Source organism: Fusicatenibacter faecihominis (assembly GCF_020686945.1).
Lineage (GTDB): Bacteria > Bacillota > Clostridia > Lachnospirales > Lachnospiraceae > Limivivens > Limivivens faecihominis.
Window position 1 is genome coordinate 1 of the sequence record NZ_JAJEPR010000053.1, and the last position, 15,797, is coordinate 15,797.

Here is a 15,797-nt window from a genome sequence, read left to right on the forward strand (position 1 = left end):
GTTTGGCGGGTCCCAAGTTCAAAAGCCTTATCGTGCAAGCACGAACGGCTTTTTGAGCTTTTGACCCTGGCATCATTTTATTGAATCGCTATAGAACCTATGTTCGTTTCTTTGCCTGTGTCTATAGTAGTATAAAATTTGCCGATTGTCAATCATTTTTTCTGGCTGTGGAATGGTTTTGGCAGATATGCCGGAAGGGGTTTTGTTTTTTATATAGAAAGAGCAGCCGGATGGCTTCGGCTGCTCTTATTATAAACGTTTCTTATGTTTCAAGTCAATATTTTTCTACGACTTCGCCCTGTTTCTTGTAGATGCTTCCTGCCGGAACCACGCCGCGGACGGAGGAAAGCGGATAAATATTGGAATCGTGGCCGATGACTGTGCCCGGATTCAGGACGGAACCGCAGCCTACTTCCACGCGGTCGCCCAGCATGGCGCCGAATTTCTTAAGGCCTGTCTCGATTTTTTCCTCTCCGGCTTTGACTACCACGAGTTTTTTATCGGATTTCACATTGGAAGTGATGGAGCCTGCTCCCATATGAGCCTTGTAACCCAGGATGGAATCTCCCACATAGTTATAATGGGGCACCTGCACCTTGTTGAAAAGCACCACGTTTTTGAGCTCTGTAGAGTTTCCCACGACAGCGCCCTCTCCTACGATGGCGTTTCCCCGGATAAATGCACAGTGGCGTACTTCGGCGTCTTTCCCGATGATGACGTTTTCACCGATAAAAGCCGTAGGCGCTACTTTGGCTGACCGTGCAATCCAGACGTTGCCTTCTCTTTTTTCGTACTCTTCTTCGCTCAAGGTGTTTCCGAGAGCCACGATAAAATCTTTGATTTTTCCCAGAACCTCCCAGGGATACTCTGCTCCTTCAAAAAGCTCTGCCGCAATGGTTTCCTTCAGATCATAAAGATTTTCGATTTTACACGTTTCCATCATACTGTCTGTTCCTCCTTTTTGGCTGCTGCCCGTCTTGGAGCGGGCTTCGTTGTTTTCTGATAATAGGTTGAGAGCTGGTCGAACATGCCCTTGAGGGCCGTCTGATAGTTTCCTGCCATGACCTGATCCGTATGGCGGCGGATGAACGTCGTCAGCTTCACCATGTATTCCTCCTGGGAAATGGTTCCCTCCGCCACATAGGTCAGACCCTTCTCCCAGCTGGCCGTAAGCTCCGGGTTCAAAAGCGACCGGATGGATACGTTGACCACACAGAAGATCATCTCACCGAGCTGGGTCGGTGTCAATACCTGAGTTTTCTTATTTAATGCCAGATACTTGTTCGCTACCAGTTTTTTCAGGATCTCCGCCCGAGTCGCGCTGGTGCCGATGCCGCTTCCCTTGATCTGGGAACGGAGCTCCTCATCCTCGATAAGAGACCCCGCATTTTCCATGGCAAGGATCATGGAACCGGAATTGTAACGCTTGGGCGGCGAGGTCTCGCCTTCCTTGATGCTTAAGCCTTTCACCGGAAGGATGCTTCCTTTTTTAAGGGCGGAAAGGGCATTCAAAAGGGCCGGATCTGCATCCAGGTTTTCACCGTCGCCTTCCGTGTTCTTTTTTTCCTTCGGCATCCCGGCCACCTTGAGATATCCCGGCTCCTGTAAAATACGGAAATTGGAGAAAAAACGCTCCTTTCCGATCATGGAAACCAGGTTGACCTTCTGATAGACCGCCGGCGGATAAAAGATACTTAAGAACCGCCGCACAATCATCTCATAAATTTTCGCCCCGTGGCCGCCGACGGACCGGAGGGCAGAGAGCCCCTGACCCGTGGGAATAATGGCGTAGTGGTCGGTGATCTGCTTATCATTGACATAGCGCGTGGAGGCGATCTTTTTATAGGCTTCCCCAGCCAGAACCTCCTGCACGAAACCGCCCGCATAGTCAAGAGCCGCAAGTCCGCGGATATTTTTATAGATTTCCTTGGACACTGCCGTGGAAAGGACTCTGGCATCGGTTCTCGGGTAAGTCACCAGCTTTTTTTCGTAGAGCTCCTGGACGATTTTCAGCGTCTCGTCCGGACTGATTTTCAGATATCTGGAACACTCATTCTGAAGCTCCGCGAGGTTATAGAGAAGCGGCGGATTTTTTGTCTCCCGTTTCTTTTCTATGCGCTCCAGAACTGCCTGCAGGGGCTGATTTTTCTCCAGAATACGGATCAGTTCCTTCGCATCCTTCTCTTCCTTGAAACCATTTTCCTTGTAAAGCTTCGGGGACTGGTACCAGTCAGAGCCCTGAACTGCCCGAAATTCTCCCGGAAACTCCTTTCCATCGCCGAGGCTCTGTGTAGCTACCACGCGGTAGAAGGGCGTTTTCACGAAATTCCGGATCTCCCATTCCCGACGGACCACCATGCCCAGCACGCAGGTCATAACCCGGCCCACGGAGATCACGGTATAACGCGTTCCCAGATAATTTGAGATGGCATTTCCGTATTTCAACGAGAGAAGCCTGGAAAAATTGATTCCCATGAGGTAATCTTCCTTGGCCCTCAGATAGGCGGAGCTGGCGAGATTGTCGTACTCGGAAAGATCCTTCGCTGTCTGAATCCCGTGAAGGATCTCCTCCTCCGTCTGCGAATCGATCCAGACTCTTTTCCGTACCTTGCCTTTGACTCCGGCCATTTGCTCCACGAGGCGGTAGATGTATTCTCCCTCCCGCCCGGAATCGGTACAGACATAGATCGCGTCCACGTCCTTCCTTTTCAGAAGGCCGCTGACGATCTGAAACTGCTTTTTCACCGACGGAATCACCTCATAGAGGAATTTTTCCGGGATAAAAGGCAGGGTCGCGAGACTCCAGCGCTTGTATTTCTCGTCGTAGACCTCCGGATAACTCATGGTCACCAGATGACCGACGCACCAGGTCACCACGGAATCCTCACTCTCCAGATAGCCGTCTTTACGGACGCTGTTTACACGGAGAGCCTTGGCAAATTCCTGGGCCACGCTGGGTTTCTCCGCAATATATAATGATTTTCCCATTCAACTAATTCCTTTTCTTCCAAACTGTAGATCTTTTTTCCGAAAAATCAGAAAAGCAAAGCCATAAAAGACGAGCCCCAAAAGCAGAAGAAAAGCTGCTGCCAGAGCTCCATTTCCTGCGCCAAACCGTTCTGGACGCAGAACCGAAAATACTGCGAGATTTCCCGGGAGCTCCAGGATTCCTCCTAAATTTCCAAGGAGATAGAGCACAAAGCTCAGTCCCGTAAGGCCCCAGAGAAACAGAGCACGCAGCTTTTTCCCCATTCCGGAGCAGGAAATCAGAAAACCGAAGGCCCCCAGCACAAACTGGATGGCAAAGGCTCCCAGGCCCAGAAAAAGGAACTCCATAATCTCAAGCTCTCCCGGACGCAGAAGCTCCGCAAAGAGAACGCCGGCTCCCATGGAAACAGCCAGCATCGCAAACTGACCGAAAACAAGAGAAAACGCTTCCGTGCGGATCACTTTTTCCCGTCCTAAAGGGGTTGCTATGTAGACGATGAGCCTGCCGCTCTCCATTCCCTCCGCCACCAGCTCTTCCGCCCGGCGAAGCGTGTATACCGTCGGGAGCAGAAGCGCCCAGAAACCGAAGAAAACAGTGGCGACTGTGCCGGAGACCGAAGGATCCGTAAGTTTCAGAGAAACCAGCTTCAAGGCCGGGTCCAGGAAATATTCTTCCAGTCCCAGAAGGAGGCTTTCGCCGGTGGGCACGCAGGACAGGATCAGAAGAGCCAGAATCAGGCAGAGGGCCAGCTCGATGCCGCACCATTTTTTCCAGGTCTCTTTTATATTTTCCAGAAATACAGGCGAACTAACCACGGATCTCACCTCCGTAATAATGAATAAACAGCACTTCTATGGGCTGATGAACCTTCTCCCAGCCCATGAGATGATACTTTTCAAGGACAGGAAGGAAAGGAGTCAGCTCTCCGGTCACGGCCACCGTCACCTGACTGCCGCAGACGCCCTGGACCTCCACATTTTCTTTCAGAAAGCCCACAGCCTCCTGCTCGGAGGAAAAGGTCAGGATATAGCTCTGCCGCTTCTGCCGGCGAAGAGCCGCCACATCGTCAATGTTTACCAGATTGCCTCTTCGCAGCATTCCGATCCGGTCGCAGCAGCGCTCCATCTCCTCAAACTCTCTCGAAGCCCAGACCACGGATTTTCCTTTTTCTTTCTCTTCCCGGATCAGCTCCGCCAGGCAGTGGCGGGCGGCCTGATCCAGATCCCTCGTCGGTTCGTCCAGAAGCACTACCCGGGGGTCGTGGACAAGAGCTCCCGCAATGCCCAGCTTTTTCTTATCCATAGGAGAAAGCTTCGTAATCTTTTCCTCCAGATTCAGCCCCAGCCTCTGGGCGGTACGGATGCCTTTTTCTATACTTTTTCTCTCCCGCACGGCTGTCTGGAACCTCAGATACTGAAGGCCCGTCATGGCTGTGGGAAATTCCGGCTGCTCCGGCAGATAACCGATCTGACAGGGCAGATCCTTCGCATGGTCATGGCAGTTTCTTCCATCTACAGAGCACCAGCCGTTTCCCGGGGTGGAAAAACCCAGGAGCAAAGAAAATATCGTTGTCTTGCCGGAATTTTCCGGTCCCAGAAGACCGAACACCTCCCCGTCGGTAATCTCAAAGGACAGATCGAACACCCCTCTGCCTGTCCCGTAACTTTTTGTCAGGTTTCTAAAACGGATCATATTTTATGGTCGTTCCCCTCTTTGGTATCATTTATGATGCTTACAAATTGCTCCTCCGCAAAGCAGCTCCCGCAATTTTGCAAACATTCGAAATCCGCTGATTTACTGCGTAAATCGCTGCTTTCTCATGTTTAGCTGGTCTTAAGCTAAGCCTTATCTCCGTGCAAGCACGAACGAAGGCTTAGTTTTCGACACTTGCATCATTGTATCGAATTTTTAGACAAATTACAACCCCTCCAAAAAAGCCGTAAAGAAAAACCTCCGGCATTTCTGCCGGAGGCAAATTGCTCAATCTCTTATTTTGCCTGAATGTAACCCTTTGCTTTCAGAGTCTCTGCACAGAGTACGGCTCCGCCTGCTGCACCGCGGACCGTGTTGTGAGACAGACCGACGAATTTCCAGTCGTAAACGGTATCCTCTCTCAGACGGCCGATGGAAACGCCCATGCCGTTCTCATAGTTGACATCGAGAGCTACCTGGGGACGATTGTCCTCCTCCATGTAGCGGATGAACTGCTTCGGAGCGCTGGGAAGGTTCAGCTCCTGCGGAAGACCCTTGAAGTTCACCAGACGGTCGATCAGCTCCTCTTTGGTCGGTTTCTTTCTGAATTTCACAAAAACAGCGGCGGTATGACCGTTCAGCACCGGAACACGGATGCACTGGCAGGTGATCACCGGGCTGGCAGCCGGAACGATTACACCATCCTCAATCTTACCCCAGAGACGAAGCGGCTCCTTCTCGCTCTTCTCCTCCTCACCTGAAATGAAGGGAATGATGTTTCCGACCATCTCCGGCCAGTCCTTGAAGGTCTTTCCTGCTCCGGAAATGGCCTGATAGGTGGTGGCTACCACTTCGTAGGGCTCGAACTCTTTCCATGCAGTCAGAACCGGTGCGTAGCTCTGAATGGAGCAATTCGGTTTTACTGCGATAAAGCCTCTGGTGGTTCCCAGACGTTTCTTCTGATGCTCGATGACCTCGAAGTGCTCCGGGTTGATCTCCGGCACTACCATGGGAACGTCCGGTGTCCAGCGGTGAGCGCTGTTGTTGGAAACGACCGGAGTCTCAGTCTTTGCATAGGCTTCCTCGATGGCTTTGATCTCCTCTTTGGACATATCAACTGCAGAAAATACAAAATCTACGGTGGAAGCAACCTTCTCTACCTCGTTTACATTCATAACGACCAGTTTCTTCACTGCTTCCGGCATCGGAGTATCCATTTTCCAGCGGCCGCCGACTGCTTCTTCGTAAGTTTTTCCGGCACTTCTGGGGCTTGCTGCCACCGTCACTACCTCAAACCAGGGATGATTTTCCAAAAGGGAAATGAAACGCTGGCCTACCATTCCGGTAGCGCCAAGGATACCAACTCGTAATTTCTGACTCATTTTTCTAATCTCCTCATTCGCGTGCCGCTTGTCTTTGTGTTGCGTACACATGTTTTTGTATTATGGATGTGATAATATACCACTTTTTCAAAAAAATCAAGCTTTTCTTTAATCTTTTACAGTTTACCACACTGACGCGGGTTCAGTCAACCTTCCTGCCCCGCTTTTTCCGCGGCCGCCCGCTTCTGCTCCTCCCGCTCTCTCCGGGAAAAAACGCAGCCGCAGTAGTCCTGCCGGTAAAGTCCATACTCCGCCGAAAGCTCGATGGAGCGTTTGTATCCCTCTTTCTTCTTAAAATCCGTGGGCAGCCAGACCACTCCGCTCTCCTCAGCGCACTGCTGGCCGATCTCGTTGATCTTCGCTGCATTTTTCAGCGGGCTGATGGTCAGAGTCGTCGTGAAAAAGTCAAAGCCCTTCTCCGCTGCCAGCCGGGCCGCTTCCTTGAGACGCAGCGCAAAGCAGGCAAAGCACCGTTCACCGCCCTCCGGGATTTTCTCAAGCCCCTTCACTGCCTCATAAAACTGCTTCGGCTCGTAAATTCCTTCTATTATATGGATCGGATAGCGGGCAGGAAGTTCTCTCGCCAGACGCTTCTGCTCCTCCACCCGTTTCCGGTATTCCTCCTCCGGGTAAATGTTCGGATTAAAATAGAAAATCGTGATCTCAAAATAATCCGAAAGATATTCCAGACAGTAACTGCTGCAGGGCGCGCAGCAGCTGTGAAGAAGCAGAGTCGGAACTTTTTCCTGCGGCAGCTTTTTTAAGATCGCCTCCAGCTCCTTCTGATAATTTCTTTTTATATTGTTCATTTCTTGTATTCTCCTTCGGCGCAAGAGCGCTCTTCGCGTATTATACACCCTTTCCGGAATTTTTCATAGGATAAACTATGCGGGTACACTGCCCGTAAATCTCTGAAACGGAGGTATCCATGGAGCCGCTTTTAGAATTAAAAAATATATCCCATGCCTACCACACCAAAGGCGGCGAGACCAGCGCCCTCTCCAATCTGTCCTTTCAGGTTTTTCCCGGAGAATTTCTCGCCATCATCGGGCCCAGCGGGTGTGGAAAAACGACCATCCTCTCCATCATCGCAGGGCTGATCCCGGCGGAGTCCGGTGAGGTGCTTTTCAAAGGAAAACCCATGCCGAAGCAAAACAAAGAGCTCGGCTATATGCTCCAGAAGGATCAGCTCTTTGAATGGCGTTCCATCTATAAAAATGTGACCCTCGGTATCGAACTCCAAAGAAAAAAAGACCCGGAAAGTCTTTCCCAGGTAAAAAAGATGCTCAAAGAATACGGCCTGGAACCTTTTGCAAATGCCAGGCCCTCGGAACTCTCCGGCGGCATGCGCCAGAGGGCGGCGCTGATCCGGACGCTGGCCGTGAACCCGGAACTTCTTTTGCTGGATGAGCCTTTTTCCGCTCTGGATTATCAGACCCGGCTTTCGGTCTGTGACGACATCGCTTCCATTATTAAGAAGGAAAATAAAACGGCCATTCTCGTCACTCATGATCTCTCGGAGGCCATCAGTGTGGCAGACCGGGTCATCGTCCTCTCCAGCCGCCCTGCAACCGTGCGGCGGATCGTCCCCATTTCCGTTTCCATTCCGGACCGGACCCCCATGCGGACACGGAATGCCCCGGAATTTAAGGACTACTTCAATCTCTTATGGAAGGAGCTGAACCATCATGAATAAAGAATCCCGTCTTCAGGAAGCCTACCTTTCCAGGCTGGAAAAACAGCGCAGAAAAATCATGGCCGCCCGGATTCTTCTGGCGCTGGCCTTTTTTCTTTTGTGGGAAACTGCGGCAGACCGGGGCTGGATCGACAGCTTCTTTTTCAGCAGCCCCTCAAGACTTGGCAGACTTTTTCTCTCCATGTGGCGGGACGGCAGCCTCTTTCTTCATGTGGGCATCACCCTCACGGAGACTCTGGTAAGCTTCGCCCTCGTGGTCGTCATCGGTCTCGCCGTCTCCCTTCTGCTTTGGCTCTCTGACAGCGTTTTTCAGGTGCTGGAGCCCTATCTCGTGATCCTGAACAGCCTTCCGAAATCTGCCCTGGCCCCGCTTCTCATCGTCTGGCTCGGTGCCAACAGCCGCACCATCATCGTCGCCGGAATGTCCGTGGCCATTTTCGGAACGATCCTGAATCTCTACACCGGCTTTACGGAGACCAGCCGCGAGAAGATCCGCCTCATCTACACCCTTCACGGCACAAAAAAAGACGCCCTCACGAAGGTCGTCCTTCCTTCTACGGTTCCGATGATCATCAGCATCATGAAGGTTAATATCGGCCTCTGCCTCGTGGGTGTCGTCATCGGAGAGTTCATCGGCGCACGAAACGGCCTCGGGTACCTCATCATCTACGGAAGTCAGGTCTTTCAGCTGGATCTGGTGATTCTATCCATTTTGATTCTCTGCCTTATGGCTATGTTGCTTTATGGAGGGGTTACGGCGGCGGAGAAACTTTATCACAGGAGACAGCACGCTTAAGGATGTTATTTCCGTACCGGCGGAATTGGTGCCGGTACGGAAGATTTCTGTCAGTCTGCCTGAATCAGGAAGCCGTAAGACTCAGTGACGTCAGTATGGAGCAGATCATATCCACATTTGCCGTATACTGTGTTGCCGTGATGCAAAGTATATACTGCTGATCCGTCGGATGGAAAAACATAATCGCACTGCAGTCTCCGTCTTCTACCCGATAAGAAACACAGGGAATTCCGTTAATTGAAACAATATCATCTACCGGATAACCGGCCTGCCTGATTTCGGATGCAAGTTCCTCTATATTTTCTGCCCCGTCATTCTTCGCCCACACGACAGAAACAGCCGGCGCAGTGTCCGAACCTGAAGTATCACCTGCGGCATAGAGAAGCCCCTGATTTATCTCTTCTTCTGACAGTTCATATGTATTCCAGTCAGCCGGAAGATACAGCTGAAACCCATCATCAAAAGGCACCCAGACTCCTTTATAACCGGCTTTTTCCTGGGCAAAAACAATCGATGTTGTTGTAGAGGTATCTTCCGGATTTGTTATCATTTCCTGCGTATCTGATTCAACCGCACGGGTACTGTCCACATGTTTGGCATAGTCACTGTCACCGCCAGCCAGATATGCGAAGCTTCCTGCAATTTCTTCAAGGCTGCTTCCCGTATAAAGAGAAAGCTCCGGAACCTCTTTGGCTCCAAACATATAGGTTTTTCCATTTGCAGCCTTAAACAGTCTGCTGTCCCGGACCTTGTAACCGCTTACCGTATAGGAATACTGAACAAACGCATACTCTCTTTCTCCAAGCGTGACCGTTGTTTCCGGCGCTGTCACCTGAAGGTCTGAATACTGCTGTGCCATATACTGTGTAAACTGGCTGGCAAAATCATCTGCTGCACTGTCATAACAACCCACGATCACATAGGGAATACATCCTGTCTCCTTAGTATAAATATACACAAAATCATCTTCCTGCCGGATAGAAACATACTCCGAAGGGATAATAGAAATTCCCAGATCATCCAGAGCCACAGCATCCTGTGAACCGGCAAAACTGTCTGACCCAGATGAAATCTGATTTGGCTCCTTCCCAAGTTCTCCCAGTTTCAGATCTGCATGAACAGAAAGTGTACTGCTGATCAATATTGCTGCTGTAAACGCTGCGAATCGTGTTTTTCTTTGTCTTTTCATAGCTGGTCTCCTTCCTTATAGCCTGCTTTACTGTCTGCCCTCAGCCCGCGCCTGTTTTCCTTACACTGTTACTCATTCGGATATAACTGCGTCGAGCCTCCCGGCTGGTCAAAACTGCTGTCACTGACATATACGTTTCCATCATCCCCTTCATAGACATATTCATAAGAAGTCGGAACTTTTATATGATCGCCATTGGAAAGTGTATAGTCATTCTGATCAAATATATAGTCGGAAAACTTCTCCTCCGTCGTGTAAGTATCTTCTGATCCCATAGAAGAACTCATGCTGCTTTGAAAATCACCACTGAGCTGTTCCATACTGCTGCCGTTCTGTTGAATGACGGCCTGCGTGATCTGGTCTCTCACACGGAAAAGCGCCTGAAGAAACTGGTCACTCACTCTGGTATTTAATACAAACTGCTCATAAACAGCTTTCTGCCCCTCATATCCGTTTTCCGGAGTCAGCATAAAAAATACGGAAGGAGAATCCCAGGCAATAAAAGAGCTGTTCATCGTTCCCATATTATATGCAAATTCATCGGTAAAACTCATCTGTGTTCCCTCAACCGCTGTTGTAATCACCAGTTTAAACGGATAAGCATTCAGACTCACATTATATTCCCGCTGCGCCACACCAGCGTATGTTCCATCCACGTTATAACCCGTCCCCTGAAACAGCTGGCTGCTTTGCTGATACAGTTCCTCCGCTTTTTCATCCATCTGCTTCTGTGCTTCTTCCGTAATTTCTTCCTGTTTGCAAAATTCCAGTTGCTGTCCCGGAAGGATCGCCTTCGCCAGATAGTCACAGTAAGTATCTGCCATCATAAAACGAAGCATGGGAGTCATTGTCGTACTGTCGAAAACTCCATCCTGCTGCTCTGACAGAGAAGTCCCGTTCTGTGAATATTCCAGGATTTCTTCATAACAAACCAGCGAATAATAGCCTAATACAGTATTCTGGTCCGGACTCATTGCAGTAAGATATACCTGTGCAGGAGCTCCAAGACTCTGCCATTTTCCACACCAGATATTCTCGCCGTCTACTGTATAATCAGAAGGCACATAAGCTCTGGCAACGGTTTTTCTGATCAGGGGATCGGAAATATCTGCCACTTTATATGTCTGTGGTACAAAAGCTGTACTGTCTGCCTGATCCTGAAACTCTGTGCCCTGCGTTTCCTTTTCATCCGCCCTGGAAGGAATTTTCCCTGGACTTCCACTTAATCCGTTTCCGGTTCCAAACCTGGAGATTTTCTCTCCAAGCGAAAGTACTTCGCTCTCTTCCTCTATCGTTTCTCCCTCTTTTGCGGCAGCCGGAAAATGATCTGGAGAAAACGTACCGAAAGTGCTGTATTCCTCCGCCTGCACTGGATATACGCTTCCTTCCATCAAAAACATCGCTGCAAGAAGCATACTTCCTTTTAAAATCGCACTGCCTATTTTTCTTTCCATAGATTCTCCCTCCTTTTTAATAACCACAGCTTTTGCAAATTTCATCGATTTTTATCTGCCAGCCCTCATCCATTCCCTGAATTCCGGCAGCAAATTTCAGAGCCTCATGGACTTCCTGATAGCCCGATTTCGGAGTCATCAGACGAAGCATTCCCATCCACAGTTCAAACGCAGTTTCCTCCGTCATTCCTTCTGCACAGAGCCGATACCCCACATACCCGACCAGAGAACTGTTTGTATGCACACCTCCGTAATCATTCTCCAGCACCGGACTTCCTGTTTCCGGATAATAGAAACGGTCATACAGCTTTGAGGGCTGCCCATACAGCCATGGAGCGCTCATACTGCGAACGGCATTTCCACTGTTTTCTCCCAGAAGCCAGGTATCATCATTTGTCTCTCCAAGGAGTAATTCACACAAATTTCCACATACATCACTGATTCCCTCATTTACAGCTCCATAAGCATTCTGGTATAAATTTCCGCCTACAGTATAATCCGTAATCCCATGTGTAAATTCATGGGCAGCCACATCGACGCATTCCCCAAAATCATTTGCCGCACTTGCGGAAAATACTACCCAACCTCCGCACATTCCCAGGTATACTGCATTATTGACAGGAACTTTCCTACTGTCACAGTAATCGGTAAGGATTAAAATCGGACTTCCGAATCCATCCACAGATGTAAGACCATGGTCTCTGTAAAAATCGTATACCTTAATATAGCTTTCATAAACTGCCAGATAATGCTCCGGCCATCCGGTATTATCCGGCGAGGTCCACGGAACAAATTTTCCCTGGAAATCATAGGAATAATAATCTGCCAGGAAAATATGACGGTTTACATCTGCCAGATAATATATTCCTTCCGCATCCTTTGCAACCGGCAGGGAAACCCTTCTCTTTCTTCCGTCATGGAGCGTTATTTCTCCTGTGTAGGTTTCTGCTGTCAGGCCTTCAAAATAAGACAGGGCCAGTTCCATCTGGGCATTATCTCCCATGACCTGTTCCTCCGGTGAACTGACTGCCACATAAGTGAGATAAGAACCTTCATAGCCAATCAGATGCTCCAGGTAAGCCTTTCCTCCATTCTCTGTTTCTCCAGCCGGAAGACTCGTAAAAACTGCCCATGCATGATAGGCAACTCCCTGAATCGTCACGGAAGTCTGTCTTGTATATTCCGTATATATTTTTATATAATTTCCCTTGTTATGCTCCCGGACTATTTCTTCTGCTTCCCGGGCAGTGACTGCAGACTCTTCTTCCCGGGCAATTCCCACATTGGAAGTAAAAGAACTGACCAGCCCTGCCGTATAGCCTTCTGGATCAAGAACAATCTTTAACGATGCATTTTCCAGAGTAAGATCTCCATATCTCTGTTTATATGTAAAATATCGATACCCGTATGCATCCTGTTCTCCATATACAGCAAAGAACTCAGCGCCCTTTGAAAGTCCCAGAAGATCTGCAATTCCCATCAGTGATTCCACGCCTTTTTCCGCATCTGTAACTTTCTCTTCAAAGAATTTTCCCTGAAGGAAACTCACATAGCCCTGTTCGTTATAAAGGAAAACCGCATTTCCCTGATTCATTTCACAGATATCATCCACACTCAGCTGCGGCGCCTGGTTGTATTTTTCTTTGTCCGAAGCCCCGGAACTTTCCTGCATCTGTCTCTTCCAGGCATCCACAAGTGTTTCGTCTGCATATACTGGCATTGCCTTCATATTGTATACAAAAAGAAACCCCATTATAACCGAAAGCAGACGAACCATTCTTCCCAATAACAGCATCTGTTTTGACATCCCAACCCTTTGCATTTTATCCCTTCTCTCTCACCTGTCCTGAATCGGAAGCGCCACATTTTCCAGAGCATACCGGAGTTTCGGATGATGAATGATAAAATGGATGGACGGCGATTTATTTTTGGATACCATACACCATTTTTCTTCATGAAACGTAAGCTGGATATTGTGGAAGCCCTTTACTTTTGTAAGACGGAACTCATAATTCTTCTGTTCTTCGGAATATCTCCTTGCAGCAGCGATACATGCTGTATATTCCTGGAACGTAAGCATTATATTTTTTTCCAGAAAACCATCTGCAAGAGGCAGCACGGCAGGATATTTCTCGTATTCTTCCTGTGAAATTTCTGATAATTCATCTGTTACAGTACTGTGAGAGAAAATCACTTCCATCCGTCTCTTCTCATTTTCCTGCATTTCCAAAATCCGGCTGCAGACGGCACTTTCTATATGATTATTCTGCAACACTTCTTTTAACATCTGCCCGGGGATCGCGAACAATGGAGGCGCCGCCAGGATTCTTCGTCTCTCTCCTTTCACGTTGCTGTCCTTTTCCATAAAATTATATAACTGCTCTTTTCTTTCCTCACGATAAATATCCATAAGAGGACTTGCTTTTTTCAGAAGATATTCCGTATTTTTCCGACAGATTTCCACTTCTTCCCTGTGGCTGGTGAGATAATAATGGCCATTCTCATGATGGCCGCTAATGCAGTCACCAGTCATTGCAGCCTGCCCGGAGCTGTAATGCAAATGCGAGTAGACTTTATTCTGAACCCCTTTCAGATAGTAAGGAAAAATCTGTCCCGTCATATAAAGAGGAATCCAGTTTTCCAGACCAAGCATCATATCTTTCATGGGGCGTTCCACATCATGGATAATATGTATGTCAAGCCCTTTTTTCAAAACCAGCGCAAGTCCCAACATATATTTCTTGGCAAATACAACATCTTCCGCCATATCCTCCACAGGCATGTCGCTGCACAGATGCAAAGGTTCCATAGACCTGGACAGAACTGTATGTTTCAGAAAATCCAACTCTCCTTCACGCATTTCCTCCAATCTGTAATAATGTTTCGAGACAGGCAGCTGAAATGGAACTTTAGGGATTTTGAAACTGTCAAAATGAATGGCTCGTATATAATCATCCAGATTAAATTCATCCATTTTTTTCAGAAAACCGGAAACATAATCGTTTTTTTCAAACTCTGCAAGACACAGCCAGTTTTGAATGGCCTGAAAACAGTTTTCCCGGATTTCCAGTTTTTCAGGCGTATTCCCCGTTAAAGAAGCAATTTTCCGCCGTTCTTCCTCACTGCAGCAGTTTTTGGTTATATAACTGCAAATACTCTCTACAAATAAAGCCTGATTTGTCGGTACCCTTTTCCCGGCTCGGATTTTAGAAATATAGGAGGGATCATAATGCAAAGCAGCTGCCATTTTTGAACCGTTGATTTCCAGTTCTTTTATCAGCAAGTCAAATTTCTGATAATAAAAAATCTCTTCCCCTTCCCCTGCAAGCGTTTCTTTCAGCTTTTGAAGAACACTTTCGCTCTCCCAGTCTGGCCTGCCTTTTTCTATTGCGGTTTTCACAATGCCATCTGCCAGTTTTTTCAGATATTCGCTGTCTGAGGCAGGAAGACGTTCTCCCTTCCGATAGCGACTGATCACAGTTTCTGATATCCCGCTGTTGGCAGCAAGTTCCTTTCCACTGCAGCCAAGCTCTTTGATGTACGAATTTAAACATTCCTGAAATGTCATTTTATATCATCACCTCTTTCCAGAACTGCTCTATGTTCTCCAACTGATAAAGCTCTGTTTTTCCATTCTTTCTATATTCCAGACTGTCACCATTCAGACTGAAAACCACTTTTTCCCCATCATCAAAAAACAGAGAGATGGAATGATATTTATCCGTTACATAAATATCGGTCTCTTCTCCCACCCTGATCTGGACAAACAGCTCGACTGCCTGTTCTATTTCCTCTGAGGAGGTAAGTTCTTTCACCTGCCTGTTTCCTTCATCGTCTTTTATTATTTTCAGTTTAACCGGAAGTTCCGACTGCAGCTGGAGCATCTTTTTGCTCTCCGCAGTCTGATAAAGGTAACAGCCCGGTCGTACAGAATTTTCCACAACAAAGTGGTTTCTCCAGGCTGTTGATACCGCAGCATCACCAGCCCCCAAAATGAAAGCAAATATCCAGACTTTTTTCATTAAACTCTTAAAAGCAGGCAGCCACACTCCACTCATAAAAATCCTCTCTTCCGATCGTTTTCACTTCACAAGCTATTTGCTGCAAAAACTTATATCTGAATTATACCTTATCTTTCAGCCATATAAAGCAAATTGCCACATTTGTCTATGACAAACATGGCAATTTACAGCTGCATTCAGTTTTCTTTTCAGCCTTCCCGATAAAAGAAATCCCCTTCTCCGGTGCAAACTGAAAAGTTTCGGCCAGCGGCGTATACAAAACCTGTCTCACACCGATCAGCCCATATTTCTTCGCATAAGAAGCCGCAATGAGCGTCCCAATGCTCTTTGAGATAAACAAAATCTCATCGTAAGCCGACCAGTCTATAACAGGGAAACATCGTTCGCTTTTGCGTATTGCAGGGCTTCGCCTGCTTCGGGAAAAGAAACCACGTCCAATTCAGCAAACATTTTACTCATTATAATGGTTCTCCACTATTATCTTTGAATTTTACAAATCAATGATGTTGGGGTCAAAAGGTCTTTTGCCCCCAACTGATGCCTACGAATTGCTCCGCTGCAAAGCAGCTCCCGCAAT

Annotated in this window: 13 protein-coding genes; 2 read left to right on the forward strand and 11 right to left on the reverse strand. The window is 48.1% G+C overall.

Going from position 1 to position 15,797, the window contains the following annotated elements; genetic code table 11:
- Positions 1-274: 274 nt before the first annotated feature.
- The 6 genes from LKD71_RS16675 to LKD71_RS16700 form a co-directional block, all read right to left on the reverse strand.
- The gene (locus tag LKD71_RS16675; RefSeq protein ID WP_178045206.1) at positions 275-940 is read right to left on the reverse strand and encodes an LbetaH domain-containing protein; all 666 of its coding nucleotides are present in this window, start codon (positions 938-940) and stop codon (positions 275-277) included.
- Entirely contained in the window at positions 940-2,988 is a 2,049-nt protein-coding gene (locus LKD71_RS16680) for a DNA topoisomerase (protein WP_227616268.1), read from the reverse strand. Before LKD71_RS16680 ends, LKD71_RS16675 begins: the two co-directional genes overlap by 1 nt.
- Positions 2,989-3,804, reverse strand: a complete 816-nt coding sequence (locus LKD71_RS16685; RefSeq protein WP_227616269.1) for a hypothetical protein — start codon at positions 3,802-3,804, stop codon at positions 2,989-2,991. It lies immediately after the preceding gene.
- Positions 3,797-4,681: an ABC transporter ATP-binding protein gene (locus LKD71_RS16690; protein ID WP_227616270.1), complete on the reverse strand. Its 885-nt coding sequence runs from the start codon at positions 4,679-4,681 to the stop codon at positions 3,797-3,799. The genes LKD71_RS16685 and LKD71_RS16690 overlap by 8 nt, the downstream gene beginning before the upstream one ends.
- A gap of 296 nt (positions 4,682-4,977) precedes the next feature.
- On the reverse strand, positions 4,978-6,063 hold the full coding sequence (gene asd / locus LKD71_RS16695; RefSeq protein WP_178046845.1) for an aspartate-semialdehyde dehydrogenase: 1,086 nt from the start codon (positions 6,061-6,063) through the stop codon (positions 4,978-4,980).
- A 146-nt stretch (positions 6,064-6,209) separates the two neighbouring features.
- Positions 6,210-6,872, reverse strand: a complete 663-nt coding sequence (locus LKD71_RS16700; RefSeq protein WP_227616271.1) for an epoxyqueuosine reductase QueH — start codon at positions 6,870-6,872, stop codon at positions 6,210-6,212.
- A gap of 119 nt (positions 6,873-6,991) precedes the next feature.
- Here LKD71_RS16700 and LKD71_RS16705 point away from each other — a divergent pair, with 119 nt between their 5' ends.
- Both LKD71_RS16705 and LKD71_RS16710 read left to right on the forward strand, forming a co-directional pair.
- Positions 6,992-7,759: an ABC transporter ATP-binding protein gene (locus LKD71_RS16705; RefSeq protein ID WP_178046847.1), complete on the forward strand. Its 768-nt coding sequence runs from the start codon at positions 6,992-6,994 to the stop codon at positions 7,757-7,759.
- On the forward strand, positions 7,752-8,555 hold the full coding sequence (locus LKD71_RS16710) for an ABC transporter permease (RefSeq protein WP_227616272.1): 804 nt from the start codon (positions 7,752-7,754) through the stop codon (positions 8,553-8,555). Before LKD71_RS16705 ends, LKD71_RS16710 begins: the two co-directional genes overlap by 8 nt.
- A gap of 64 nt (positions 8,556-8,619) precedes the next feature.
- On the opposite strand, the gene LKD71_RS16715 is transcribed toward LKD71_RS16710, so the two are convergent.
- The 5 genes from LKD71_RS16715 to LKD71_RS16735 all read right to left on the reverse strand — a co-directional run bounded on the left by LKD71_RS16715 (position 8,620) and on the right by LKD71_RS16735 (position 15,139).
- The gene (locus LKD71_RS16715; protein ID WP_227616273.1) at positions 8,620-9,744 is read right to left on the reverse strand and encodes a hypothetical protein; all 1,125 of its coding nucleotides are present in this window, start codon (positions 9,742-9,744) and stop codon (positions 8,620-8,622) included.
- Between the two features lie 68 nt (positions 9,745-9,812).
- Complete coding sequence (locus tag LKD71_RS16720) at positions 9,813-11,198, reverse strand: hypothetical protein (RefSeq protein WP_227616274.1); 1,386 nt, start codon at positions 11,196-11,198, stop codon at positions 9,813-9,815.
- Between the two features lie 16 nt (positions 11,199-11,214).
- The gene (locus LKD71_RS16725) at positions 11,215-13,005 is read right to left on the reverse strand and encodes a M4 family metallopeptidase (RefSeq protein ID WP_227616275.1); all 1,791 of its coding nucleotides are present in this window, start codon (positions 13,003-13,005) and stop codon (positions 11,215-11,217) included.
- Positions 13,006-13,035: 30 nt separating this feature from the next.
- Positions 13,036-14,766: a helix-turn-helix domain-containing protein gene (locus tag LKD71_RS16730; protein ID WP_227616276.1), complete on the reverse strand. Its 1,731-nt coding sequence runs from the start codon at positions 14,764-14,766 to the stop codon at positions 13,036-13,038.
- 1 nt (position 14,767) lies between these two features.
- Positions 14,768-15,139: a hypothetical protein gene (locus tag LKD71_RS16735; RefSeq protein ID WP_227616277.1), complete on the reverse strand. Its 372-nt coding sequence runs from the start codon at positions 15,137-15,139 to the stop codon at positions 14,768-14,770.
- Between the last annotated feature and the right edge of the window lie 658 nt (positions 15,140-15,797).

What these genes read in the sequence shown, in the direction of transcription:
- LKD71_RS16675 (WP_178045206.1), bottom strand. Translation starts at nt 940, where the DNA reads ATGGAAACGTGTAAAATCGAAAATCTTTATGATCTGAAGGAAACCATT.
- LKD71_RS16680 (WP_227616268.1), bottom strand. Translation starts at nt 2,988, where the DNA reads ATGGGAAAATCATTATATATTGCGGAGAAACCCAGCGTGGCCCAGGAA.
- LKD71_RS16690 (WP_227616270.1), bottom strand. Translation starts at nt 4,681, where the DNA reads ATGATCCGTTTTAGAAACCTGACAAAAAGTTACGGGACAGGCAGAGGG.
- asd (WP_178046845.1), bottom strand. Translation starts at nt 6,063, where the DNA reads ATGAGTCAGAAATTACGAGTTGGTATCCTTGGCGCTACCGGAATGGTA.
- LKD71_RS16700 (WP_227616271.1), bottom strand. Translation starts at nt 6,872, where the DNA reads ATGAACAATATAAAAAGAAATTATCAGAAGGAGCTGGAGGCGATCTTA.
- LKD71_RS16705 (WP_178046847.1), top strand. Translation starts at nt 6,992, where the DNA reads ATGGAGCCGCTTTTAGAATTAAAAAATATATCCCATGCCTACCACACC.
- LKD71_RS16710 (WP_227616272.1), top strand. Translation starts at nt 7,752, where the DNA reads ATGAATAAAGAATCCCGTCTTCAGGAAGCCTACCTTTCCAGGCTGGAA.
- LKD71_RS16715 (WP_227616273.1), bottom strand. Translation starts at nt 9,744, where the DNA reads ATGAAAAGACAAAGAAAAACACGATTCGCAGCGTTTACAGCAGCAATA.
- LKD71_RS16720 (WP_227616274.1), bottom strand. Translation starts at nt 11,198, where the DNA reads ATGGAAAGAAAAATAGGCAGTGCGATTTTAAAAGGAAGTATGCTTCTT.
- LKD71_RS16725 (WP_227616275.1), bottom strand. Translation starts at nt 13,005, where the DNA reads ATGTCAAAACAGATGCTGTTATTGGGAAGAATGGTTCGTCTGCTTTCG.
- LKD71_RS16730 (WP_227616276.1), bottom strand. Translation starts at nt 14,766, where the DNA reads ATGACATTTCAGGAATGTTTAAATTCGTACATCAAAGAGCTTGGCTGC.